Origin of the sequence: Tepidiforma sp. (genome assembly GCF_034432735.1) — a bacterium.
Taxonomy (GTDB): Bacteria; Chloroflexota; Dehalococcoidia; order Tepidiformales; family Tepidiformaceae; genus Tepidiforma.
Window position 1 is genome coordinate 25,180 of sequence record NZ_DAOUBJ010000050.1, and the last position, 22,872, is coordinate 48,051.

At 64.8% G+C, this 22,872-nt stretch carries 18 protein-coding genes and 1 other RNA gene; 10 read left to right on the forward strand and 9 right to left on the reverse strand.

What is annotated here, in order from left to right:
* Positions 1 to 8: 8 nt before the first annotated feature.
* Positions 9 to 368: a transfer-messenger RNA gene (ssrA, locus tag VAE53_RS05345) on the forward strand.
* Positions 369 to 462: 94 nt separating this feature from the next.
* Here ssrA and VAE53_RS05350 read toward each other — a convergent pair.
* The 6 genes from VAE53_RS05350 to VAE53_RS05375 form a co-directional block, all read right to left on the reverse strand.
* Positions 463 to 1,173, reverse strand: a complete 711-nt coding sequence (locus VAE53_RS05350; protein ID WP_322818339.1) for an MOSC N-terminal beta barrel domain-containing protein — start codon at positions 1,171 to 1,173, stop codon at positions 463 to 465.
* A 36-nt stretch (positions 1,174 to 1,209) separates the two neighbouring features.
* Positions 1,210 to 2,394: a (E)-4-hydroxy-3-methylbut-2-enyl-diphosphate synthase gene (gene ispG, locus VAE53_RS05355; RefSeq protein WP_322818340.1), complete on the reverse strand. Its 1,185-nt coding sequence runs from the start codon at positions 2,392 to 2,394 to the stop codon at positions 1,210 to 1,212.
* Positions 2,395 to 2,460: 66 nt separating this feature from the next.
* Positions 2,461 to 4,842 (reverse strand): heavy metal translocating P-type ATPase, encoded by a 2,382-nt coding sequence (locus VAE53_RS05360; RefSeq protein WP_322818341.1) that lies wholly within the window; start codon positions 4,840 to 4,842, stop codon positions 2,461 to 2,463.
* Between the two features lie 32 nt (positions 4,843 to 4,874).
* The gene (locus tag VAE53_RS05365) at positions 4,875 to 5,084 is read right to left on the reverse strand and encodes a heavy-metal-associated domain-containing protein (protein ID WP_322818342.1); all 210 of its coding nucleotides are present in this window, start codon (positions 5,082 to 5,084) and stop codon (positions 4,875 to 4,877) included.
* A gap of 23 nt (positions 5,085 to 5,107) precedes the next feature.
* Positions 5,108 to 5,383 carry a metal-sensing transcriptional repressor gene (locus VAE53_RS05370; RefSeq protein WP_322818343.1) on the reverse strand — a complete coding sequence of 92 codons (276 nt, stop codon included), beginning with the start codon at positions 5,381 to 5,383 and terminating at the stop codon, positions 5,108 to 5,110.
* Between the two features lie 51 nt (positions 5,384 to 5,434).
* Positions 5,435 to 6,643, reverse strand: coding sequence for a CoA transferase (locus VAE53_RS05375; protein WP_322818344.1), 1,209 nt, complete (start codon positions 6,641 to 6,643; stop codon positions 5,435 to 5,437).
* 68 nt (positions 6,644 to 6,711) lie between these two features.
* Between VAE53_RS05375 and VAE53_RS05380 the strand changes: the two genes are divergently transcribed.
* The 8 genes from VAE53_RS05380 to dnaG all read left to right on the forward strand — a co-directional run bounded on the left by VAE53_RS05380 (position 6,712) and on the right by dnaG (position 17,910).
* Complete coding sequence (locus tag VAE53_RS05380) at positions 6,712 to 7,332, forward strand: class I SAM-dependent methyltransferase (protein ID WP_322818345.1); 621 nt, start codon at positions 6,712 to 6,714, stop codon at positions 7,330 to 7,332.
* 14 nt (positions 7,333 to 7,346) lie between these two features.
* Positions 7,347 to 8,237 carry a deoxyribonuclease IV gene (locus tag VAE53_RS05385; RefSeq protein ID WP_322818346.1) on the forward strand — a complete coding sequence of 297 codons (891 nt, stop codon included), beginning with the start codon at positions 7,347 to 7,349 and terminating at the stop codon, positions 8,235 to 8,237.
* A gap of 27 nt (positions 8,238 to 8,264) precedes the next feature.
* The gene (locus VAE53_RS05390) at positions 8,265 to 8,570 is read left to right on the forward strand and encodes a hypothetical protein (RefSeq protein ID WP_322818347.1); all 306 of its coding nucleotides are present in this window, start codon (positions 8,265 to 8,267) and stop codon (positions 8,568 to 8,570) included.
* 385 nt (positions 8,571 to 8,955) lie between these two features.
* Positions 8,956 to 10,794, forward strand: a complete 1,839-nt coding sequence (gene glmS / locus VAE53_RS05395; protein ID WP_322818348.1) for a glutamine--fructose-6-phosphate transaminase (isomerizing) — start codon at positions 8,956 to 8,958, stop codon at positions 10,792 to 10,794.
* Positions 10,795 to 10,918: 124 nt separating this feature from the next.
* Positions 10,919 to 13,201, forward strand: coding sequence for a phosphoenolpyruvate synthase (gene ppsA, locus VAE53_RS05400; protein WP_322818349.1), 2,283 nt, complete (start codon positions 10,919 to 10,921; stop codon positions 13,199 to 13,201).
* 100 nt (positions 13,202 to 13,301) lie between these two features.
* Positions 13,302 to 14,354 (forward strand): deoxyguanosinetriphosphate triphosphohydrolase, encoded by a 1,053-nt coding sequence (locus VAE53_RS05405; protein ID WP_322818350.1) that lies wholly within the window; start codon positions 13,302 to 13,304, stop codon positions 14,352 to 14,354.
* A gap of 89 nt (positions 14,355 to 14,443) precedes the next feature.
* Entirely contained in the window at positions 14,444 to 16,006 is a 1,563-nt protein-coding gene (locus VAE53_RS05410; protein WP_322818351.1) for an SH3 domain-containing protein, read from the forward strand.
* Positions 16,007 to 16,071: 65 nt separating this feature from the next.
* Positions 16,072 to 17,910 carry a DNA primase gene (dnaG, locus tag VAE53_RS05415; protein WP_322818352.1) on the forward strand — a complete coding sequence of 613 codons (1,839 nt, stop codon included), beginning with the start codon at positions 16,072 to 16,074 and terminating at the stop codon, positions 17,908 to 17,910.
* Between the two features lie 283 nt (positions 17,911 to 18,193).
* On the opposite strand, the gene VAE53_RS05420 is transcribed toward dnaG, so the two are convergent.
* Both VAE53_RS05420 and VAE53_RS05425 read right to left on the reverse strand, forming a co-directional pair.
* Positions 18,194 to 18,739, reverse strand: coding sequence for a helix-turn-helix domain-containing protein (locus VAE53_RS05420; protein ID WP_322818353.1), 546 nt, complete (start codon positions 18,737 to 18,739; stop codon positions 18,194 to 18,196).
* Positions 18,711 to 20,309, reverse strand: a complete 1,599-nt coding sequence (locus VAE53_RS05425) for an HD-GYP domain-containing protein (protein ID WP_322818354.1) — start codon at positions 20,307 to 20,309, stop codon at positions 18,711 to 18,713. Before VAE53_RS05425 ends, VAE53_RS05420 begins: the two co-directional genes overlap by 29 nt.
* Positions 20,310 to 20,433: 124 nt before the next feature.
* Between VAE53_RS05425 and VAE53_RS05430 the strand changes: the two genes are divergently transcribed.
* Positions 20,434 to 21,627 carry a CoA transferase gene (locus VAE53_RS05430; protein ID WP_322818355.1) on the forward strand — a complete coding sequence of 398 codons (1,194 nt, stop codon included), beginning with the start codon at positions 20,434 to 20,436 and terminating at the stop codon, positions 21,625 to 21,627.
* Positions 21,628 to 21,631: 4 nt separating this feature from the next.
* Here VAE53_RS05430 and cysS read toward each other — a convergent pair whose 3' ends face one another.
* Complete coding sequence (gene cysS / locus VAE53_RS05435) at positions 21,632 to 22,846, reverse strand: cysteine--tRNA ligase (RefSeq protein WP_322818356.1); 1,215 nt, start codon at positions 22,844 to 22,846, stop codon at positions 21,632 to 21,634.
* Between the last annotated feature and the right edge of the window lie 26 nt (positions 22,847 to 22,872).

Consider the following 22,872-nt stretch of genomic DNA (forward strand, 5'->3'; position numbering starts at 1 on the left):
CGTATCACGGGGACGAAAGGATTCGACAGGAAGCCAGGTAGCCGGATAGCAGGCCGAGGTTGGCTGTCACCCTCGTTAATCAGGCGGCCAAAAATAAACGGCAACACTCGCCAACTCGCTCTCGCCGCTTAGTGCGGAGCCGTCCTCCCCAGGGCCCGGCCTGGTAGCACTGGGGTAGGGCGTCACCAAAGCCAGGCTGCCGCGGGCCGACGCCGATAAAGCTCGCGAAAGACTCATCGGCTGGCCGGGTGGCGTGGGGACCACCACTGCAGTCACCCGGCAAGACCCTTATCGGTGGGAAAGCCTGTAGGACAATCCGGAGCCGACCTTCTCTGGACCGGGAGTTCGACTCTCCCGCGTCTCCACCATGCAACCAAACGCCGGGGCCGTGACCCCGGCGTTTTTGTGTTCCTCCTATCTTGCCCAAGGCGATACCCGGGCGATGTGTCGATTCTGCGAAGGTCAACTTGCGGCATCCACCACGAGGGCATCGCCCAGGGCCACCTCACCGGCCTCCAAAACCACGGCGTACACCCCGGCGCAGGCATGATTCAAGTTCGCGACTGCATCGAGAACGAGCGGCTGGCGGTCCTCGCTGCCATCCGGATTCACGGTGATGACGGCACAGCGCTCGTCTCTCGCGACGATGGCGAGGCGCGCGGTCCCGACGCGGACCTCAGCGCCGAGCCACTCGTCTTCGCCAAAGGCCGGCAACCCGTCGATGACGAGGTTCATGCGGAAGCGGCGCGGGTCGGCGCTGAGCCCCGCGCGCTCGCAGATGGCGGCTACGGTCGCCACGGAGATGATCGAAAGGGGAGCGACGTCCGGGTTGCCGCGGTAGTCCGCGTGCAGTCGAACCGGAAGGCCGGAGGTTGTCGCAATGGCCTTCTCGAGCCCCGGGTCGGTGACAGGGAGGGTAGCACCTGACGGGGTGCGGACGTGCAGCTCGTCTCGTCCGGATCCGGTCGGCCGCCATTCCGGCGTCCAAGCGGCCATGCCAGGAAACTCCCGCATGGTCAGCCAAGGAAACGGCCGGACGCGGTCGGTTCGCACGAAGGCATACATCCGGTCCCCCGGGAGGCCCTGAAGCGTCAGGCGCCCGCGGTCCATGGGAATGCCGGCCATTCCCTTCACTGGGAATTGCCAAATTTCACGAATCGTAGCGACAGCCACTCCGGGAGCCTACGTGCCCGTCCTCGACCTCGCAAGCTACAGGGGTTTTCCGGATGTTCTTGCTGCCTCGCGTTGGCGTCGCTCGTCGATCAGACGGTCGAGCTCCTCTTTCAGGCGGTCGAGGACCGTGTCGTACGGGTACGCTCCGAGTTCCTGTTCGCCACGCTTGAGGTTGACGAAGGTGGGTGCACACCAGAGACCGAGGTCGGCATCGTCGGTCTCGCCGGGCCCGTTTACCCGACAGCCCATGACCGCGATGGTTATGTCGTACTCACGGGCGTAGGCGGTCATCTCTTTCACCTTGAAGGCGAGGTCGACGAACGCCTCGTTTTCGACTCGGCTGCAGCTCGGGCAGCTGATGATGTTGAGGCCGCCATCGAGGAACTTCGGCACCGAACGGAACCGGCCGGCTTCGACGTCCGCGATGATCTGCCGGCCTGCCTCGACTTCGCGCCACTTCTCGGCGAAGGGGAGCGTGAGCGAAACCCGGATGGTATCGCCGATTCCCCGAGAGAGAAGCTGTTCGAAGGCGATGCGCGTCTTGATCACCCCATCGGGAAGCATCCCCGCCTCGGTGACGCCTAGGTGGAGGGGAATTTCGGGACGGGCTTCCGCGAACCGTACGTTCGCTTCGATCACTTTCCGCGGATCGGAGTCCTTCAACGATACGACGTACCGATCGAACCCGAGGTCGTCGAGGATGCGGCAATGTTCGAGCGCGCTTTCGACCATTGCGGTGACCCCGTCGAGCTCCGGAGGGTCCGCTCCGCGAAATTTCGCGTCCATCTCGGGGTCGACGGAACCGCAATTTACGCCAATGCGGATGGCGAGATCGTGCTTGGCGGCCGTATCGGCAATGAACGCAACCTTGTCACGGACTGATTTTTGCTTTTCGTGGTGGTGAAGGTGGCCAGGGTTGTATCGCACCTTATTGACGAAGGGTGCGACCTGGGTCACCAGACGGTAGTTTTCCTGAAGGTCGACGACGAGGTTCGCTTCAGGTACGCGCGCCCGAACTTCGGCGAGCGCGGCCACATCTTTGACGCTGTCGACGGCGATGCGGACCAAACCAGCGCCTGCCTGATGGAGCATCTGGGCCTGGGCGACGGTCGCATCGATGTCGGTCGTTCGAGTAGCACACATCGACTGAACGACAATCGGATTTCCGCCACCGATGACGACCGAGCCTGCGCGGACGGGCCGGGTGTTCGAACGCTTCATGGGTTGAGTCTAGCAAGCGTAGTCGGAACGTGGCGTAAGCAGCCTCGTGCCCTGTTCGGACGGAGCTCAGCCATGCCCACCGGTGCCGTGGTCGGCTGTTTCGTTGCTGCCCAGCCAGCCGCGGTCGATGCTCGTGAAAACGATCAGCGGGACTACCAGCAGGACAAACGCCAGCGCCATAGCGACCACTGGACCTCGGTTCGCCTCGAACACCCCCTGGACAGGGGCGGTGTATTCATTCCCAGCTGCGCGCGCGAGAGTACGCGCCTTGGAGCGGAGGCGCAGACTATTCGCCATGACGCTGACGGAACTCAGGGCCATGGCGGCTCCCGCGAACAGCGGATTGAGCAGGCCGAGCGCTGCGATGGGAAGCGCGACCACGTTGTAGCCGAACGCCCAAACGAGGTTCTGGCGGATGGTCCGCAGTGTTTCGCGGGCGAGCGCGATCGCCTCGGCAATCTTCGCTACGTCGCCGTGCAAGAGCGTAATGTCCCCGGCCTCGATCGCCACGTCGGTGCCCGTACTCATGGCGATGCCGACGTCCGCCTGGGCGAGCGCTGGGGCGTCGTTGACGCCGTCTCCGGCCATCGCAACTGCCAACCCTTGCGTCTGCAATTCACGAACGAACGCGAGTTTGTCCTCGGGGCGTACGCGGGCGCGGAACTCGTGGATGCCGGCAGCAGCCGCCGCAGCTGCTGCAGCGCGTTCGTTGTCGCCAGTCAACATGACGACCCGGAGTCCCAGCCGTTGGAGCGCTTCGATGGCACGTCGCGCGTTCGGTTTCAAGTCATCGGCGAGCCCGAGGAGCCCGGCGAGCAAGCCGTCGACGGCGACCAGGGCCACTGTACGACCACGCTGTTCCAGCGCTTCGACATCGTCACGGACAGCGTCGACTGGGTAGCCGAGTTCTTCGAACATGGCGAGATTGCCGACCTGGACGAGCCGGCCCTCGACCATCGCCTGGACTCCTCTTGCAGCGATCGCCTCGAACTGGGTGGCCCGTGGTAGCTCGAGGCCGGACTCGACTGCCGCATCGACGACTGCCCGGCTGAGGGGATGTTCGCTCGGAGATTCGGCGGCAGCTGCGAGTCGAAGCAGCTCTTCGCGGCGGTAATCAGCCAACAGAATGACGTCGGCCACCTGAGGTCGCCCTTCGGTGAGCGTACCGGTCTTGTCGAGCACGACAACGTCCAGTGCGCGGGTGCGCTCGAGCACCGCTGCGTTTCGAATGAGAATCCCGCGCGATGCGCCGAGCCCCGTACCGACCATGATGGCAGCCGGTGTCGCCAGTCCGAGGGCACACGGGCAGGCCACGACCAGTACGGCGACTGCGGCCGTCATGCCCTGACGCCAGTCGCCGCCAGTGAGCCCCCAGAGGAGAAAGGTGGCCCCCGCGAGGGCGATAACGACCGGCACGAAAACCGCCGCCACTTGGTCGACCAGCCGTTGGACTGGGGCCTTCGAGCCTTGAGCTTCCTCAACGAGCTTCACGAGCTGTTGGAGTGCGGCGTCGGCGCCGACCGCGGTGGCCTCGACGATGACCGCGCCGTACTGGTTCACCGTCCCACCGATGACGCGGTCGCCGGGCTTCCGCTCGACGGGCACCGACTCGCCTGTGAGCATCGACTCATCGATGGCTGTCGTTCCCTCGAGGACGATGCCATCGACGGGGATCCGTTGCCCTGGCCGGACGATGAGGCGGTCACCGACGCGGAGTTCTTCCACGGGTATCTCCACTTCGACGCCGTCGCGAAGCACCGACGCGCGCGACGGCGCCTGGGCGAGCAGCGCCCGGATGGCCTGCGAGGCGGCGCCCTTCGACGTTTCCTCGAAGTACTTGCCCATGGAGATGAACAGCAGGACGGCGGTGCTGACATCGAAGTACATGTGGGTGTCGGTTCTGCCAGTTATGACAACCCAAACGCTGTAGAAGTACGCGACGCTGGTGCCCAGGGCAACGAGAACGTCCATGTTCGGGTTCAACTGCCTGAGCGACGCCCACCCTCCCCGGTAGAAGCGCCACCCTAGCCCGAACTGAACAGGCGTGGCGAGCGCCATCACGAGCCAGGCGTGGAGGGTCGGATTGCCGAAGAGGTGGAGTCCTGCGATATCCATCGCCATCGCGAGCAACACGGCTGGAACGGCAAAGACCGACGCGGCGATGAGCTGGAGGAGCGTTTTCTGGGCCAGGTCCCCAGGGTTCGGCCGCTCACTGGCGCTCACCGGTGCTGCGTGATAACCGGCCTTCTCGACGGCCGCGATGAGCTTCTCCACGGGCACGTCGGCACCGAGCGTTACCCGCGCCGTTTCGGCAGCGAAATTGACCGACGCCGACTCGACGCCCTCGACTCGGCTCAGCGCCCGCTCCACGCGCCGCACGCACGATGCGCAGGTCATGCCTTGCACGCTGAGGGTCACCGCGTGCTCTGCAGCTGTCCTCGCCGACATCGGAACACCTCCGGCCGAGGTTGGAGGGCGGGCTACCGGACCGCCGCTTCGTAGCCCTCTTCCCGAACGGCTTCGATCAGCTTCTTGGCGTCGAGGCCTTCGCCGGTGATGCGGGCGAACTTTCCCGCGAGGCTAACCGTCGCGTCCGCGACGCCTGGCACGCTCTTGAGCGCCGAGGTGACGGCGTTCACGCAGTGGTCGCAGGTCATTCCGTCGATGCTGAGCTCGATCGTCTGAGCCATTTCTGCCTCCTGAAGTGTGTCGACTACGGTTCGCTTGGTCCCTGTGTCCGGTAAAGGCGCTGCAATTCCGCAATCGCGCGCTCCTCTTCGCCACCTTTCATCATTTCGACGACGTGCGTCTTGAGATGGCCGTCGAGGACGAGCGCATCGAGGCTTCTGAGGGCGCGCTGAATCGACAGCGACAGGTCGAGGATATCCATGCAGTAACGGTTCTCTTCGAGCTGTTTCTCGAGCGCCGCGACTTGCCCCGCGATGATCTTGATGCGCCGTAACGCTTGGCGTTGGACCTCTGGGGTCATGTCGCCTCCTACAGGGTACCCCCCTATCCTAAAGCGAAGAGAGGGTTTCGTCTACCGCGGGCCGCGGCTTCCTACGGCGCCGGCTGCCCGCAGCCGAACGACTTCGTCCCAGTCGAACCCGAATTCCAGGAGCACTTGTTCAGTGTGCTCGTCGAACTCCGGGGCGCCCCGGCGAATGGCTCCGGGTGTTCGCTCGAGCTGGACGGCAGGCCCCACCATCCGTCTACGTTCGCCGGAGCGATGTTCGTACTCAACGATGTAGCCGTTGGCGATAACCTGCGGGTCGGCGATGACTTGAGCGTAGTCCTGGACCGGCGCGACTGGTAGACCGCGGTTGCATAGGTCTTCGACCCAGTCCCACTGGTCTCGGGTTGCGAAGAGGCGGTCGAGTTCGGCAATCAGCTCACGGCGGTGCTCCATGTGGGCGGGGAGGGCGTTGTAGCGCGGGTCGTCGCGCAGGTCCGGTCGGCCGACGGCCTCGCAAAACGGCACCCACCACCGCCCGAGCTGGGCCATACTCAGGGCGATCCATCCGCCATCTCGACAGCGGTACACGTTCCAGAGCGGTGCGGCATCTTCCCGGCTCCGTCGCGGCGGGACGTCTCCCGTGAAGAGCGTGCCGGTGATGTTGAACGACTGCAGCATGACCTGGCCGCCAAGGAGCGATGCCTCGACATGCTGGCCTTCGCCTGTGCGGGCGCGGTGGATGAGCGCGAGCAGGATGCCGTAGCTGAGGGAAATGGCACCGACCTGGTCCGCCATCCCGCCGAAGGAAAAGACGGGCGGTCGATCTGGCGGTCCCTGCATCATCATCGTTCCGCCGCGCGCCTGGCCAAGGATATCCATCGCCGGCCATTTGGCGTGCGGACCACGGGATCCATATCCCGACGCGCTGGCGTAGATGATCCGCGGGTTTCTCGCCTTGAGGGCCGGATAGTCGAGGCCGAGCCGTTCCATGACGCCCTGGCGCATGTTTTGCACGAAGACGTCCGCTCGCTCCGCCAGCCGCAGGACGGTTTCGCGACCTTCGGGATGTTTGAGGTCCACCACGATTCCGCGCTTGTTCCGGTTGTGGCTCTCGAAGTACGCCTCGCTGAGGCCGCGGCCCGGGTCGGGAGAGTCGGGACCTTCGATCTTGATGACGTCGGCACCAAAATCTGCCAGCATTGCCGTGGCGTACGTGCCCTGCTGCCAGATGGTGCAATCGAGAACCACGAGTCCCGAAAGCGGCTGCCCTGTGTTGGGCGCGTCTGGAAACATCCCTGCCCCTCCCCGTTGGGCGGGATCTTGGTAGGGGCGCAACATCCTGTCAACGAACGGGAGGACGAGTGCCCGCAACGACCGGACATCGGCGATTTGCAGCTGCTTGGGACTGGCTGGCCCGGCACGAAAGTGCCCGCGAACGGCGGCTCCGCCGGCGTATCGTCGGCCAGGCGGAGGGCCGGGTCCTCGAAATCGGCTACGGTGTCGGATCCAACTGGCCGCACCTTCCCGCGGACATCGAGTACGTCGGGATCGAACCGGACCCCTACATGCGGGAGCGCGCCGTGCGTCACCGGCCGCCCGGCATCGAGCTCGACCTCCGCGATGGTGACGCTCAGGCACTCGCTTTTTCAGACGGAGAGTTCGATACCGTCATCGGGACGCTCGTACTTTGCACGATACCGGACCCCGCACAGGCGCTAGCGGAAATCCGCCGCGTCCTTCGACCGGGGGGCAAATTGTTGTTCTGGGAGCATGTCAACGCACAGGCTCGGCTGGGGCGTGCAATCCTACACGCGGTGACGCCCGTTTGGGCGCGTCTCGGCGGCGGTTGCCACCCGAATCGCGATACACGGGAGGTCATCGAAGCCGCCGGCTTCGCGTTCGAGGAGCTCTGGAGCTTGCGAATAGGACCGTTACCGGCGATCGCCGGGGTGGCCAGGTCGGTGGGAACTGATCGAGCATGAGAATCGGAGCCCATGTGTCGAGTGCTGGAGGGCCGCACCTGGTCTTCGAGCGCGCTCGAGCGATCGGTGCCGAGGCAATTCAGCTTTTCGTCAGTCCTCCTCAGCAGTGGAAGGCGCCCGCCCTGGGCGACGACGAAATCGAGCGGTTCAACCGGGTGCGCGAAGCGTCTGGCATGCCCGTCTTTTTTCACGGCGTCTACCTGATGAATTTCGGGAGCCAGGACCAGGCCATCCTCGAAAAATCGCTAGCTTCACTCCTGGCATACCACCGACTCGCTGGGCGGATGGGGGTGGTGGGCACGATTTTCCACGTTGGGAGCCACCTCGGTGCTGGGTTCGACGGCGCTCTCGTCGAGCGCATCGCAGGGATGCTCCGCAACGTCCTCGACGACGACCCCGGGAATCCGGCGCTGCTGATTCTCGAGAACAATGCCGGCCAGGGGAACTGCATCGGCGGGCACTTCGCCGAGCTGGGCGCAATTGTCCGCGCGATGGGCAGCCCGCCCAATGTTGGGATCTGCCTCGATACCTGCCACGCGTATGCCATGGGGTACGACATCGCCAGCCCCGCCGGGCTGGAAGCTGCCCTCGAGGAGCTCGACCGTGAACTTGGCCTCGCCCGCCTCGTTGCGGTCCACGCTAACGACACCAAGCTTCCCCGCGGCACGTTTCGCGATCGCCACGAGAATATTGGCGAGGGCCACCTCGGGACGGTGGGGTTCCGAGCGCTCATCGCGCACCCGGCCGTCGCCGAGGTCCCCTTCTTGCTCGAAGTGCCGGGCTTCGATGGCCACGGCCCCGACCGGAAGAACGTCCTTAGGCTCAAGCGCCTCCGTTCGGAGGCGGGGCTACCGGCTCCGAAGCTCCCGCCCCTTGACCGAATCAGGCGCGCGGCCGAACGCTAAGCACGAGAACGAACCGAGGTCGCGTCCGTGCCGTCCACCGGTCGCTTGCAGGGAGCGCTCTTCACCGAATGCGCCGAATGGGTTTGGGAGCAGCTCCAAGAGGAGGGAATTCAGCTCCAAGGAGAGCTCGTCGAGTTGATTCTCGAGACTGAGCGCGAGCTTGGCGTCCACGTGGAGCCGATTGACGTGATTGCCAGCGCGCTGGCGGAGGAGTTCCAGCGGCGGGGCGTCGAGGCGCGCCCGTATCCACTCGACGCCCGCATCATCCGGGCTGTGCTCCAGTGGGAGGATGATTTCCTCGGGTTCGCAGGGATTTCACGGCGGGAGAGTTGACGGGGCCGCCGCATTCCCGAGAGACTGCGAAGGCAGATGGCGAAACGGAGGTGGCCAAGGGAACGGAAGCACTATCGGACACGGCACGCAGGGAGCAGGTACACCAAGCGCCAGGTCCGCGCGTGTATGCGCGGATGACGAGGCGGGGGCAGGATCGAACCATTCGGCGGATGGCCCCCCGGCTGCACAGCCGCAGGTGACGCACAAACCACGCCAGGTAACTGGGTGACAAAAGCGTACCACGTGCACGGGCCCTACCCTAGCCCGTCGACAAAGCTGCTCCAGGAACCATCGACGTTCTGCACCGTCGCCGTTGCCGGCGAGGTGCGGGAAAGAGCTGCGTGCTCCAGTTCAGGCATTGGCCTTTCTCAAGGGAGCAGTCGTTATGTGCGGCATCATCGGCTATGTGGGGAATCGCCCCGCCGTGCCCATCCTCCTCCAAGCCCTCCGAGATCTCGAGTACCGCGGCTACGACTCGGCTGGGATTGCCGTCCTCGATGGTGATGGCGTTTCGATCGCCAAGAAGCAGGGCAAGCTCGTCAATCTCGAGTCTGCGCTGAGCAACGTTCCTGCCGGAACCGTGGGAATTGGACATACGCGTTGGGCCACCCATGGACGGCCTAGCGACGAAAACGCGCATCCACACGCGTCCTGCGACGGCCGCACGATGGTCATCCACAATGGCATCGTCGAGAACTACGCCTCGCTGAAGGAAGAGCTCTCGGCGCGTGGCCACGCCTTTCGCAGCGAAACCGATACCGAGATCCTCGCCCACCTGCTCGAGGAGCGGATACGGGAGGGGGCAGACCTTTTCCGGGCGTTGCGGGAGACCGCGCGCCGCTTGGAAGGCTCGCAGGCTATCGTCGCAATGAGCCTCGACGAACCAGACGTGCTGGCCGCCGCCCGACTGGGAAACGCCGGCGGCGTCGTCGTCGGCTTCGGCAACGGTGAGACGGTCGTGGCGAGCGACCTTGCGGCCGTCCTTCCCATCACGCAGGAGGTCGCATTTCTCGCCGACGGGCAAGTCGCCCGGGTAACGTCGGGGGGCATCGAAGTCGCCACCGTCGACGGCGATCCTGTGCGGCTCGAGCGAAAGCGGATCCCAATCGACCCCGTGACCGCGCTCAAGGGGCAGTTTCCCCACTTCATGCTCAAGGAAATCCATGAACAACCGGAGGCGCTCGCCGACACCATCTGGAGTCTCGCGACCCTCGACCCGGCCGCCTTGTACTTCGACGACCTGGGAAGTGCAGCGGCCCGCCTGGCTCAGGTCGAGCGGGTCGTGCTCATTGGTATGGGAACGAGCCTCCATGCGGCGATGCTCGGTCAGCGATACATCGAGGCGTTCGCCCGTGTGCCCGCCTTCGCGGACAACGCCAGCGAGTTCCGCTATCGCGATCCCGTCCTGGACGGACGCACGCTGGTGATCAGCGTGTCGCAGTCGGGCGAGACGGTGGACGTTCTCGAAGCCATGGCCGTGGCTCGCGCGGCGGGCGCCCTGCAGATCACCGTCTGCAACACCGAAGGCGCGCAGACGACGCGGGTCGCCGAGGGCACGGTCTACACCCGCGCCGGCCTGGAGCGTGGAGTGGCGAGCACCAAGTGCTTCACCGCGGCCGTCGTCGCGCTCTACCTCCTCGCTCTGAGGCTGGCGATGGCCAAGGGGCGTGTCACCGAGGCCGAGCTTGCCGGTCATCTCTCGGACCTTGCCCACCTCCCGGGTGCGGTTGCCACGATCATCGCCCGCCGCGATGCACTCCGCGGGCGGGCGATTCAGCTCGCCCGGGCCGAGCACGTACTCTTCCTCGGTCGCGGCCTCGCCTACCCGGTCGCCATGGAGGGTGCGCTCAAGCTCAAGGAAGTTTCCTATATCCACGCCGAGGGATACGCGGCAGGCGAGATGAAGCACGGGCCGATCGCCCTCATCGAACCGGCGTTCCCGACGGTTGCCATAGCGACGCAACATGCCCTCCGCTCCAAGATGGTCTCGAACATCGAACAGATCCAAGCACGGGGCGGGCCGGTCACGGCCATCGTGACCGAAGGTGACGACGAGCTCGCAGCACTGTGCGATGCAGCGATTGCCGTGCCGCCTGTTTCGCCTTGGCTCGAACCCGTCGTTGCGGTGATCCCGCTCCAGCTTCTCGCCTACGATGTAGCGGTGCATCGAGGATGCGACGTCGACCAGCCGCGAAACTTGGCAAAGACGGTGACGGTCGAATGAACGGCCGTCCAGCCCGAGAACGTGGGCCGCTCGGACAGCAGTGCAAACGGCGGCCATCGGCCTATAATCGTGCGACCGAAGCCATCGGTCTGCACTATGCGCGATGCGCGGAGGTATAGACAGATTGGTAAGCGTCACTCGTTCCGTCGTCTGGTTCTCTGAGGTAGGGCGGGAGGATATCGGCCTCGTGGGGGGCAAGGGCGCCAATCTCGGCGAACTCACGCGCGCGAACATCCCCGTGCCCCCGGGGTTCGTCGTGACCGCCGACACCTATTTCCGTTTTATCCAGCAGAACGCGCTCGAGCCCGTCATCCGGAAGGAACTTTTCGGGCTCGATGTGCACAATTCCCGCCTCCTGAACGAACGAGCAGAGAACATCCGGCGGCGGATCTTGCAGGCGCCGATGCCGGCGCACATCGCGGACGAAATCCGGTCCGCCTACCGCGAGCTGGGAGAAGGGCCGGTTGCGGTGCGAAGTTCCGCCACCGCAGAAGATCTCCCGGAAGCGAGCTTCGCCGGCCAGCAGAGTACCTTCCTCAATGTCGTCGGCGCGGACAATGTCGTTCGAGCAGTGCAAGCATGCTGGGCCTCGCTCTTCGAAGCCCGCGCCATCTTCTATCGCGAAGAGGCGGGGTACGACCATACCAAGGTCGGTCTTGCCGTGCCCGTTCAGCGCATGGTCCAGTCGGAGATTTCGGGCGTGATGTTCACGGTCGAGCCGGTCACCTCCGACCGTAGCCGGATCACCATCGAAGCGGTGTACGGCCTCGGGGAGGGCATCGTCTCGGGCGAAATCTCGCCGGACCTCTACCTCGTCGACAAGGAGTCGCTCCAGATCATCTCGAAGAGCGTCACGCCCCAGGAACGAATGATCGCGCGGCGGCCGGATGCCGATGGGAGCCATGAAGCGGCCAACGCCTGGCTTCCAGTACCCGTGGAGCTCCGGGAGCGGCAGAAACTCACCGATGCTGAGATTCGAGAGCTCGCCCGTATCGGCCGCGCGGTCGAAGAGCATTACGGGAGCCCGCAGGACATCGAATGGGCCTACGAGCAGGGCCATTTCTACCTCGTCCAGGCCCGGCCGGTGACCACCCTGAAGCTCGAAATGGAAGAGGACGAGGGCGAAGCGGAGACGGCCCCAATCCTTCTCACGGGGCAGCCGGCCTCACCCGGGGTCGGCGTCGGCGCTGTTCGGATTGTGCACGACCCCCGCGAGATCGATATCGTCAAGCAAGGCGACGTCCTGGTCGCAGAGATGACGACGCCGGACTTCGTGCCTGCGATGAAGCGCGCCGCGGCGATCGTCACCGAGCGGGGCGGCCGTACCTGCCACGCGGCGATCGTCAGCCGCGAGCTCGGCATCCCTTGCGTTGTCGGTGTCGCAGGAGCGACGAGGCTCGAGGTTGGTCGCGAAGTCACGGTCGACGGCTCCGCCGGCCGCATCTACGACGGACGCGCAGAGGCCCGGCTCGCCTGGTACGAGCGCCAGAAGGAGCGCTATGCCCGCTCGGCAATGCTCAAAACGACGACTCGGCTCTACGTGAACCTTGCCGAACCGGAGCTCGCCGAGGTAGTCGCCAAGCGGAACGTGGATGGCGTCGGGCTGCTGCGGGCGGAGTTCATCGTTGCCCAGGTCGGCAAGCACCCGCGCCAGTTCATCGACGAAGGGCACCCGGAGGAGTACACCCGGCGCCTGGAGGAAGGCATCAAGGAATTCTGCCGCGCATTCAACCCGCGCCCGGTCGTCTATCGCTTGACGGACTTCAAGACGAACGAGTACGCGAATCTCGAAGGTGGCGCGAAGTACGAGCCGACGGAAGAGAATCCGATGATCGGTTATCGGGGGGCCAGCCGCTACATTCGGGAGCCCGACATCTTCCGCCTCGAGCTCGAGGCCATCAAGGGCGTCCGCCGCGAGTTCAAGAACCTCTACGTGATGGTCCCCTTCTGCCGTACGCCGGACGAGCTCCGAGGTGTGAAGCAGCTCATGTCGGAGCAGGGCCTCGTCCGCTCGGACGACTTCAAGCTCTGGATGATGGTCGAGGTCCCCTCCAACGTGATCATCCTGGACCGGTTCATCGATGTGGGCATCGACGGTATCTCGATCGGGTCGAACGACCTCACCCAGCTCGTTCTCGGTATCGACCGGGATAGCGAGGCGCTCGCCGATACGTTCGACGAACGCAATGAAGCCGTGATGGCGGCGATTCAGACTGCCGTCACCGTGGCGCGGCGTCGCGGCATCACGGCTTCGATCTGCGGGCAGGCCCCCAGCGTCTACCCCGAGGTCACGGAGAAGCTCGTGGAGTGGGGCATTACGAGTGTCAGCGTGAGCCCCGACATGATCGACCAGACCCGGGAGATCATCGCCAACGCCGAAGCGAAACTCGGCATCGCGCCGGTGTAGCGCCCGTGCGACAGGCCGGATGTGTCGCCTCTCGGGGTCGGCCCCCCAGTCACGGCTCGCCTTCGGGTATTCCGGTGGCTCAGGCTACAATCTGGCTCAGATGGACCTCCACGTGGTGCGCCGTCGTCTCGAAGCAGCCGAGGCGACACTCAGTCCTTACGCAGCGAAGACTGCGACGAGCCGCGGCCGAAAGCGCCCGGAGTCTCCTTCGCCGCTCAGGACAGAGTACCAACGCGACCGCGACCGCATCCTGCACACGAAAGCCTTTCGCCGTCTCAAGCACAAGACACAGGTCTTCATCGCTCCGACTCAGGACCATTTCGTCACGCGCCTTACCCACACGTTGGAGGTGGCGCAGATTGCCCGGACAATTGCGCGTGCGCTGAACCTCAACGAGGACCTCGCAGAGGCGGCCGCGCTCGGTCACGACATCGGCCACGGGCCCTTCGGTCATGCCGGAGAAGAGGCTTTGGCGGAATGCCTGCCCGATGGATTTCGGCACAACTACCAGTCGGTCCGCGTGCTCGACTGCCTGGAAAACGGGGGCCGCGGTCTGAACCTCACGTTCGAGGTGCTCGACGCGATCGAAAAGAGTTCCAAGACCCGCGAAGACATCTTTGCAGAAGGGTGGGGCGTACCCGTCACGCTCGAAGGGCAGGTGGTGAAAACCGCCGATGCCATCGCGTACTTGAATCATGACATTCTCGATGCCGTCCGCGCTGGCATCATCACCGAGGAGGATCTTCCGGACAGCACCAAGCGGATCCTCGGGCGGAGTCATGGCGAGCGCCTCGACGCTCTCGTCTGCGACATCGTCGCAGCAAGCTGGGCCGCGACTGGCGCAGGCGCTGACCCCGTGATCCGGTTTAGCCCCGAAGTGCACCGGGCGGCGAATGAGCTCCGCGAATTCATGTTCGAACGTGTCTACCTGTACGATCGGACACGCCGCGAAGCGGAGCGCGGCAAACGCATCGTCCACTTCCTGTTCAGCTACTACATGGCTCATCCCGAGGGAATTTCACCCGACTATTCGTTGCCGGATGACCCAGTGGAGCGCCGGGTTGCCGACTACGTGAGTGGAATGACCGACCGGTTCGCAATCCGTCTTGCTGCGTCCCTCGGCTGCCCGGATGCGCTCGGCTGGCAGGTGTAGAGCTTGTCGTTCTTTCCCAGGAATTGCTCGAGTGAAGCCGCCAGCCTTGAAGGTAGACCACCTCACGCCGATACTCGAGGCTACCCGCCATGTCCAATCGCTACGGCTCCAGCTTCGAAGACGAGCCGGTTATCGGCGTGACGCCGGAAGATGAACCCGTCATTGGCGCCGAGCTGCCCCAACGCACGCCCCGCTCGCCGGCTGCAGGTTATCGCCCCGACCCATATGGACCGGGCGAGCCGGACGTCGATTACGAAGGCGAGTACGACGACGATGGCTATTGGGAAGAAGAGTACTACGGCGACCTCGAGCCGCCTGCTCGCCAGCCAATGTTCTACGTCGTCCTCTTCCTCGCCGCGGTCGTCGGTGGTCTCCTTGTGTTTCTGGTCTTCAACCTCGTGTCGAGCGGCGGGGGCGAGAGCGAGGGGCCGGCCACTGCGTTTGCAGTCCAGATCGACAGCCCCAGACGAGACGAGCGGCTGGAAATCAACCGTCCCCACGACGTAGTCGTTCAGGCTTCTTCAACCGAGCGCATCCGGAGGTTCGAGCTGTTCGTCGGCGACCGTGTCGTGGATGCCGTCGACGTCACCGATATTCCCTCGGATAACCGCTACAGGGCCACGCTCCGCCTCATGCTGGCGACGAAGGGAACCTACGACATCTTCGTGCGTGTCTTCGCGGAGTCCGGCGCGTCCAAGGATTCGGAGCGTCTCCGCATCGTGGCCATCGAGCCTGTCGGCGAACGCCCGCAGACGATTCAAGGCCGGGTGGTGGCTGACGCAACCGTGCGCGAAGGTCCGGGCGACAGCTTCCCGGAGAGGGGAAGTCTGCGGGCGGGAGCGGAGGTGACCATCGCGGGCAAGACACGCGATGGCGCCTGGCTACTCATCCGGCCGTCCACCGGTGCGGAGGGCTGGGTTCGTCGGGCCGCGGTGGAGCCACTCGATACACTCGACCTCGTTCCGGTGCGCGACGTTACCCCCACGCCTGCTCCAAGCCCGACAGCGACACCGCAAACCTCGCCGACTGCGACGGCCTCACCATCTCCCCCCGCGTCGGCCCCCGACTTCGTTCCGACGAACGCCGTGCTGGCCAGCGGCGGCGCGGTACTCCGCGTGACGGTTGCGAATGTGGCGAACAGCGACTACAGCGGGCCGCTCGTCGTCGCCATCGGTGGCGATGTTCCGCAGCAAGAGCTCGCGGCGACGGTTTCGCTCAAGGCCAATGGCGGCACCGCGGTCGTCGAGTTCCCGCTATCACCGCCGGTAACGCAAGGGGGGAAACGTGTCGTGGTCGGCGTCGATCCAGCCAACATCGTTCGTGAGCTGCGGGAGGACAACAACAGCGCGACGTTCGTCCTTCAGCCTCCAGTCGAGGCCCCAAGTCTCGTGATCACTGGAGTCACCGTGAAGCCTTCGACGATCGAGGTCACGATTCGGAACGATGGCGGCCCCATGCCGGCTACCACCGTCGTGGTGCAGGTTCAGCTGGGGGGCCAGACCACGAGCAACAGCGTCAACATCGCCCTTGCCAAAGGGCAAAGTTCGCCCGTCATCGAGGTGGCCCGGCCGGCCGGTTCGGGACAGGCTACGGTGACGGTCTATGTCTCGAACCAGCCCATGGCCAGCACGACGGTCCAGCTACAACCGTAGCGTGATACGGGCCCTCCGTTGGCGCAGGTGCACGCTTCGAGGCCGGGCGCCTTACCATAGCGGCTGTGGATGCTGTCGAAGCCATCAAGCGCCGGGTCGACCTCGTCGGGTACATTGGCCGATTCACCCAGCTCCAGCGAGCGGGGCGAGGCTTTCGGGGGCTTTGTCCCTTCCATGCGGAGAAGACCCCTTCGTTTTATGTCTTCCCCGAACGGGGCACGTGGCGATGCTTCGGTGCCTGTGGCGAGGGCGGCGACATTTTTACGTTCGTTCAAAAGCGGGACAACGTCGACTTTCGCGGCGCCCTGCGCACGCTCGCTGAGGAAGCCGGCGTCCAGCTCTTCGAGGATGACCCGAAACGCCGCGCCCATCTCGATCGGCTGGCCGCCATTGTTTCGGCTGCGGTTGGCTATTACGAGCGGAAGCTCGCGGAAGCCGAGGGGGAGGAGGCATCCGCGTATCTGCGCGAAGCCCGCGGCCTGACGCACGAGACGATCCGTGCATGGCACCTCGGTTGGGCACCGGCAGGCTGGCACAATTTGCGCGATTTTCTGCTCAATCGGGGATACACGGTCGAGGACATGATGGCGGCTGGCCTGCTGGTCGAGCCCGACGATGGCCGGGAACCGTACGATCGGTTTCGGGGCCGCGTGATTGTTCCCATCGCGAACGAACGTGGCGAGTTCATCGCGCTCGGGGGACGGACCCTTCACAACGAGGAACCCAAATACCTCAACTCTCCCCAGACCGAGCTTTTCGACAAAGGGCGGACGCTCTTCGGCCTTCACCTCGCCAGAGATGCAATCCGCAACGCGGGCGAAGTGGTCGTCGTCGAAGGATACATGGATGTTCTCGGACCGTGGCAGGCGGGCTTCCGAAACGTGGTTGCCACGATGGGGACGTCGCTGACACAAGAGCACGCAAGGCTTCTGCGGGGATTCGCACCGCGCATCGTGCTCGCGCTCGACCCCGACACTGCCGGTGCGAACGCGGCCGAACGGGCGGGAAGCCTCGTGCTCGGGGTCCAAACGGAAGAGCAAGCAGCCCTGGCAGTCCGCCAGGCCGACGAGATGGCAAGCAGCGTCGACATCGACTTGCGCGTCGCGAGGCTCCCGTCGGGCAAAGACCCCGACGAGCTTATCCGAGAAGACCCGGAGGCATGGCGGGGAGCGATCGAGGCCGCCGTTCCGTTCGCCGAGTTCTTGATCTTTCGCCTGCTGGGTACGGATCGGCCGGCATCGCCGCTGGAGGTGCGGCATACGGTCGACCGGCTTCGCCCGGTGCTCCTATCCGTGCGCGACCCGGTCGAGCGGAGCCTCTATATCCAGCGCGTGGCCAGGCACCTCGGGGTCAGCGAGGAGAGCATCGCCGAGAGGATTCGGCCGGCTCGAACTCGACCTGTGCGTCAAGCGAAGCGCGGTGCAGATCCCTTGACGCCCGAGGAGGTGCTGCTCGCGCTGCTTCTCCGTCATCCGGCTCTGCGAGCGGCGTACCGGAACTACCCAGCAACGCTTTTCGGCGGAGCAGTCGAGCGGGAGATCTTCCGCCGCTGGCTCGCCGACCCCGCGAGTGCGACGGAGCCGCTGGACGAGGTCGGTCGGCGGGCGCAGCAGCTTCTTTCGTACCGTCTTCCGCCGCTGTCGGACCCCGAAGCGCGTCGCGCGGCCGACGAGAAGATCAGAAGCATCCTCCAGGACCGCATCCGCCTGCACCTGAAGGCACGTGCCGAGACGCTTTCGGAAGCCGAACACGAACTGGGCCCGGAGCGGCTTGCGGAGCTTGCCTTCGCGGCCTGGCGTGGAGAGGTTCCTTCCGGGCCAGAGCGGGAGCTGGCGGAGGCCATCATCGAGGAATTGGAGCTCGGGTTGAGCATCCACCGGAAAGAGAGTTGGCTGGCCCGCTGAGCCATCGGGGCTTGCAGACAACGATGGATCGCAGGAGAACCTTCCGGTAACCGGAAATTTCCCATCTTGACACCTTGACGTCGCAGCACGTATTACATACCGGCCGGTCGGCATGTTGCCGCCGGAATATCGCGGGAGGTGCCTAATGGCTAGGCTCCGGATGCTCCTCGTTGCTGGCGCGCTGGCAGCGGTCGCGGTCGTTTCGACGGCTGCGCCCATGCTGACCATCCGCTGGTAGCTGCGGAGCGAACCCCCAGGAGGGGGGCCATCGAGGTGGCCCCCCTCACCCTGTTCCGGTAGCCCGTTCGTCGGAAAGGCTTCCAAACCCGTGTCGCACGCGCATCAGCTCCCCATCGATGAGCCGGCCCACGAGGTCGGCTAGCCGAATCGCCTCTTCGGGCGGGACGGCCGCTACCGCTGCCGAGGCGAGTGCGGCGGTTCGCCATCGCAGGAACTCTTCGAGTGCCGTCCGAACGGCCGGTTCGCGGACCGACGTATTCCAAGCATCGAGCATCAGGGCGGCGTGGAGCGTCCCCCCGCCGTCCTCGAAGTAGGCCCGGTATGCCGCTTCGGGCGTGCGGCCACTTTCCAGTTGTGCGGAAACGGATTCGACCCGCGAGCGGGCATCGGCGAGGACTTCGTCGACGACGGCCAGATAGAGGTCCTGTTTGGTCGGGAAGTGCGCATAGACGGCCCCCTTCGAGAGGCTCGCTTCTGCGGCGATGCTGTCGAGGGAGGCGCTGTCGTAGCCCCGAACGGCGAACGCCCGTCGAGCCGCGTCGAGCAATCGTCGTCGCGTCCTAGCCCGCCGCTCGTCCTGTCGCATCATCGTCTTCCTGCCTCCACGCCGGGAGGTAGAGCAGTGGCCGCGGGGTCTGGCCGGCCGACTCCTGCTTCCAACGGGGGAATAGCGCTTCGAAGGCTTCCACCACCTGCGGGTCGAACTGGCTCCCGGCGCAGCGCAGTATCTCAGCAAGTGCCGCGTCTGGCGACTGTCCCCGCCGGTACGGACGGTCGGAAATGATGGCATCGTAGGTATCGCAGACGGCGAAAATGCGCGCCCCGAGGGGAATGGCCTCGCCCTCGAGCCCCCTGGGGTAGCCGTGGCCATCCCAACGCTCGTGGTGGGCGAGGACGATTTTCGCCGCAGGCCGAAGGTATGGGACTTGAGCGAGAATGCGGTATCCCATCGCGGGGTGCCGCCGCATGAACGTCCACTCCTCCTCCGTTAGCCGTTCCGGTTTGAGCAAGATGGCGTCGGGGACACCGATCTTGCCCACGTCGTGCATCAACGCACCCCGATAGATGGTCAACAGTTCCTCTTCGTCCGAGATTCCGAGGAGCCTCGCGATGTCCAGCGCGTGCTGGGCGACGCGAACGGAGTGTCCCTTGGTTTCCTGATCGCGGACGTCGAGTGCGGTGACCAGCGATTCGAGTGTGCCCGTGTAGGCATCGCGCAACTTCTCCGACATATCGCGGATCTCGACGTACGCGCGATGGAGCTGCTCGTTCGACCGTTCGAGGCGAACGACGTTCTCCCGCGTCCGCTCTACGAACTGCGTCACGGAGTACCGGGCAAGGACGAGCGGCAGAACCATCACCGCCACCGCGGCGACCCCGAGCTGGTGGAAAATGACGGCCAAGGCCCCAGCGACGACGCCGAAGCCAACGTAATACGGGAGCAACCAGCCAATGTTCTCGCGAAAGATGACGCGAACATTTCTTGAGCTGGTGAATGAGATAATGGCGGCGACCCAGACACCGTCAGAGAAATAGAGACACAATGCCGCCAGGGCACCCTCGATGAGCGAGAGAGGAGCGAGAGGAACGGTCGTGCCGGCGACGGCCCCGACGCCCATGACCGCCAGAGCGGCCAGGAATGCGCTCGCTGCTTCGTGACCAAAGTTGAACAGCAACTTCCGCCGGTCCCGCTCGCCGGTCATCCATCCGGTTAGGGCAATCGCGCCCGCAGTGGTGACGGCACCCGGCGGGCCGAACAGAACAGCGGCCATCGCGGTGCCGACGAAACTCACCGAGACCCAACCGCCAAAGTAGAGCCGTACCGAGAGCGCCTCGGTGAGCACCGCCAGTGCGACGATAACCGCGAGTCCTACCGGGTCATCGAGCTCTCTGAGAAAGAACGCTGCCGTGAAGCCAACCGAACCGGCGGCAAACGTCAGCGCGATGAACCAGTCCTCACGGCGGCGCGGGGCGGAGAGCGCGGTCATCTCGCAGTTACTTTTCGACTGCTCAGGACCTGCGGTGTAGCCCTGACCTGCTTCCAACCCGGTCCAAAATGTCGCATTTGTGTCGCGACCGTGGCCGAGCACGGTGGAAAAGTGAACGGCGAAAACCTGGCCTCGGCCAGGTCGAATCTCGCTCACCACATTCAACGACACTGCCCGGCGCGGTCTCCAGGGGCGCCGATGACCCGCGTCGACGTGGATTCGGTGACAGCGGGTTGCAGGTTGGTGAAAGCCCTACGCCCTTTGCATAGGGCTCCGGTCGAGTACACTCCCCGGCATGAATCCGCCGTTGGAAGGGATCCGCGTCCTCGATTTCACCCGCTATCAGCAAGGGCCGTTCGCCACCGTCATCCTCGCGGACTTCGGTGCCGACGTCATCAAGGTCGAAGAGCCGAACGGCGATTACGGCCGCCGCATGTGGCGGGAGCCCGATGGATTCTCCGCCTTCTGGGAGTCGCTCGACCGGGGAAAGCGCTCGGTGTGCATCGACCTCCGAATGCCCGAGGGTGTCGAGCTCGCGCTCAGCCTTTCGGACCGGGCCGATGTTCTCGTCGAGAACTTTCGTCCGGGCACTATGGAAAGATGGGGCCTCGGCCCTGATATCGCGCTTCGACGAAATCCCCGGCTAATCTACGCCCGGGCGACCGGTTGGGGTTCGAAGGGGCCGATGGCGGGACTTCCTTCCTTCGACCAAATTGCGCAAGCCTACTCGGGCTTCGCGCAGCATTCCGGCGGCGGACCGGGCCATCGCCCTGAGGTGCCCTACCCAGGTATTGCCGACCAGTCCGGCGGGATGAACCTTGCCCTTGGCATCATGACGGCCCTGTTCGCTCGTGAACGCACCGGGCAGGGGCAGGTGGTCGAGGTCTCCCTCTTGGGCACCCAGATCGCGCTGCAGGCCCCGGAGCTCCTCCACGCGCTCCACTTCGGCAAAGAGCGCCCTCGGGAGTTCCGGGCCGCGCCGACAGTCGGGCATTATCAGTGCTCGGACGGACGCTGGGTGATGATCGTGGGCATCGATCAGAAGTTCTGGCCGCGCATTGCCCGTGCCCTCCACCTCGAGCATCTCATCGATGACCCTCGCTTCGCCCGTGGGTTTGTCCGATTCAAGAATCGGCACGAACTCGAACCGCTCATGGAAGCCGCTTTCGCCGCCAATACTTCCGGTTATTGGCTGGAGCGGCTCCAGGCTGAAGATGTGCCCGCCTCGCTCGTGCAAGACTACCTGGACCTGGCCGAGTCGAAGCAGGCTTGGGCCAACGGTTACCTTGCGGAAATCGAGCATCCCAGATTCGGGCGCCAACGGGTGGTCGGGCCGCACATCCAGCTTTCCGCGACGCCGCCACGAATCGCATTCCCGGCACGCGACCTTGGTGCCGATACGGCGGAGGTGCTCCGGGAGCTCGGACTCGCCGATGAGGAGATAGAGAGCTTGCGGGCGCGACGTATCGTCGGACCCGCCGAGGGGTAGCTCGTCAAGGACTGAAGTCGCCCGTCGCTGGCCCTCGCGCCCCGGCAAACGCGAAACCGAGGATGCGCAGTGTCTCTCGGAGGGCCGTGGCTTCTCCTTGCTCCGACACGCCCCCCAGCACCCGGCGGGCGACTCGTTCGGCGGCGTCGAGCGTCCCGGGAACATCGAAATCGGCCTCGAGGTGAGCGACCATGGTAGCGAGTGCTTCTCTGTTCGGTGGCCCCTCTGCTGCGTGTGCCGTCGCCGCCCGGAGGGAGCCGAATCGGTCGGCAAGCGCATCGACGGCCCCTGGCACGTAGTTCGCGTCAGTACGCATATGGTGGCTGAGCAAATAGAGGCGGAGATGGTCGGGTTCGTAGGTCCGCATCAGGTCCCGAGCTAGCACGAGGTTGCCCAACGATTTGCTCATTTTGACCCCATCGAGCTGCAACATGCCGTTGTGGACCCACCATCCACAGAACGGTTCCACACCGTAGGCGCATTCTGCCTGTGCGATCTCATTCTCGTGGTGGGGGTACTTCAAGTCGCTGCCGCCCCCGTGGATGTCGATCTGGGTTCCGAGGTGTTTCACCGCCATGGCTGTACACTCGATGCTCCAACCGGGTCTCCCTGGCCCCCAGGGGCTATCCCAAGCTGGGTCGCCCGGCTCGACTTGCTGCCAGAGAAGGAAATCGAGGTGCCCCCGCTTCTTGTGGGCCCGCTTCGATTCGGGGTTCTCCCGTTTACCCAGCTCATCGAGTGTCAACCCGTTGAGCTGCCCATAGCGGGGGAACGAGGCGACATCGAAGAACACGTCGCCATCGACCACGTACGCATGACCTCGGTCGATGAGGCGTTGCGTGGTTTCGACGATTTCCGGGATGTGGTCGGTCGCGTACGGGTAGACGGTGGGGCGGAGGACGTTGAGGCGGTCCAGGTCGGCCCGGAGGATTGCGTCGTTCTCGTCGCGGATCTCGGCAATCGCCCGGCCTCCTTGCCGCTTCGAAACCATGATCATGTCGTCATCGATGTCGGTGACGTTTTGGACGTAGCGAACGCGGTAACCGAGCCACTCGAGGAATCGGCGGAGAGTGTCGAACTGGACGTACGAGAAGGCGTGACCCAGGTGTGTCACGTCGTAGGGCGTGACTCCACACACGTACATCCTGACCTCACCGGGAACGACAGTTCGGAATTCCCGGACTTCGTTGCCGAGCGATGTGAACAAGCGGAATGTCACGTTCTGGGCTCCTCGCAGCGGGGCTC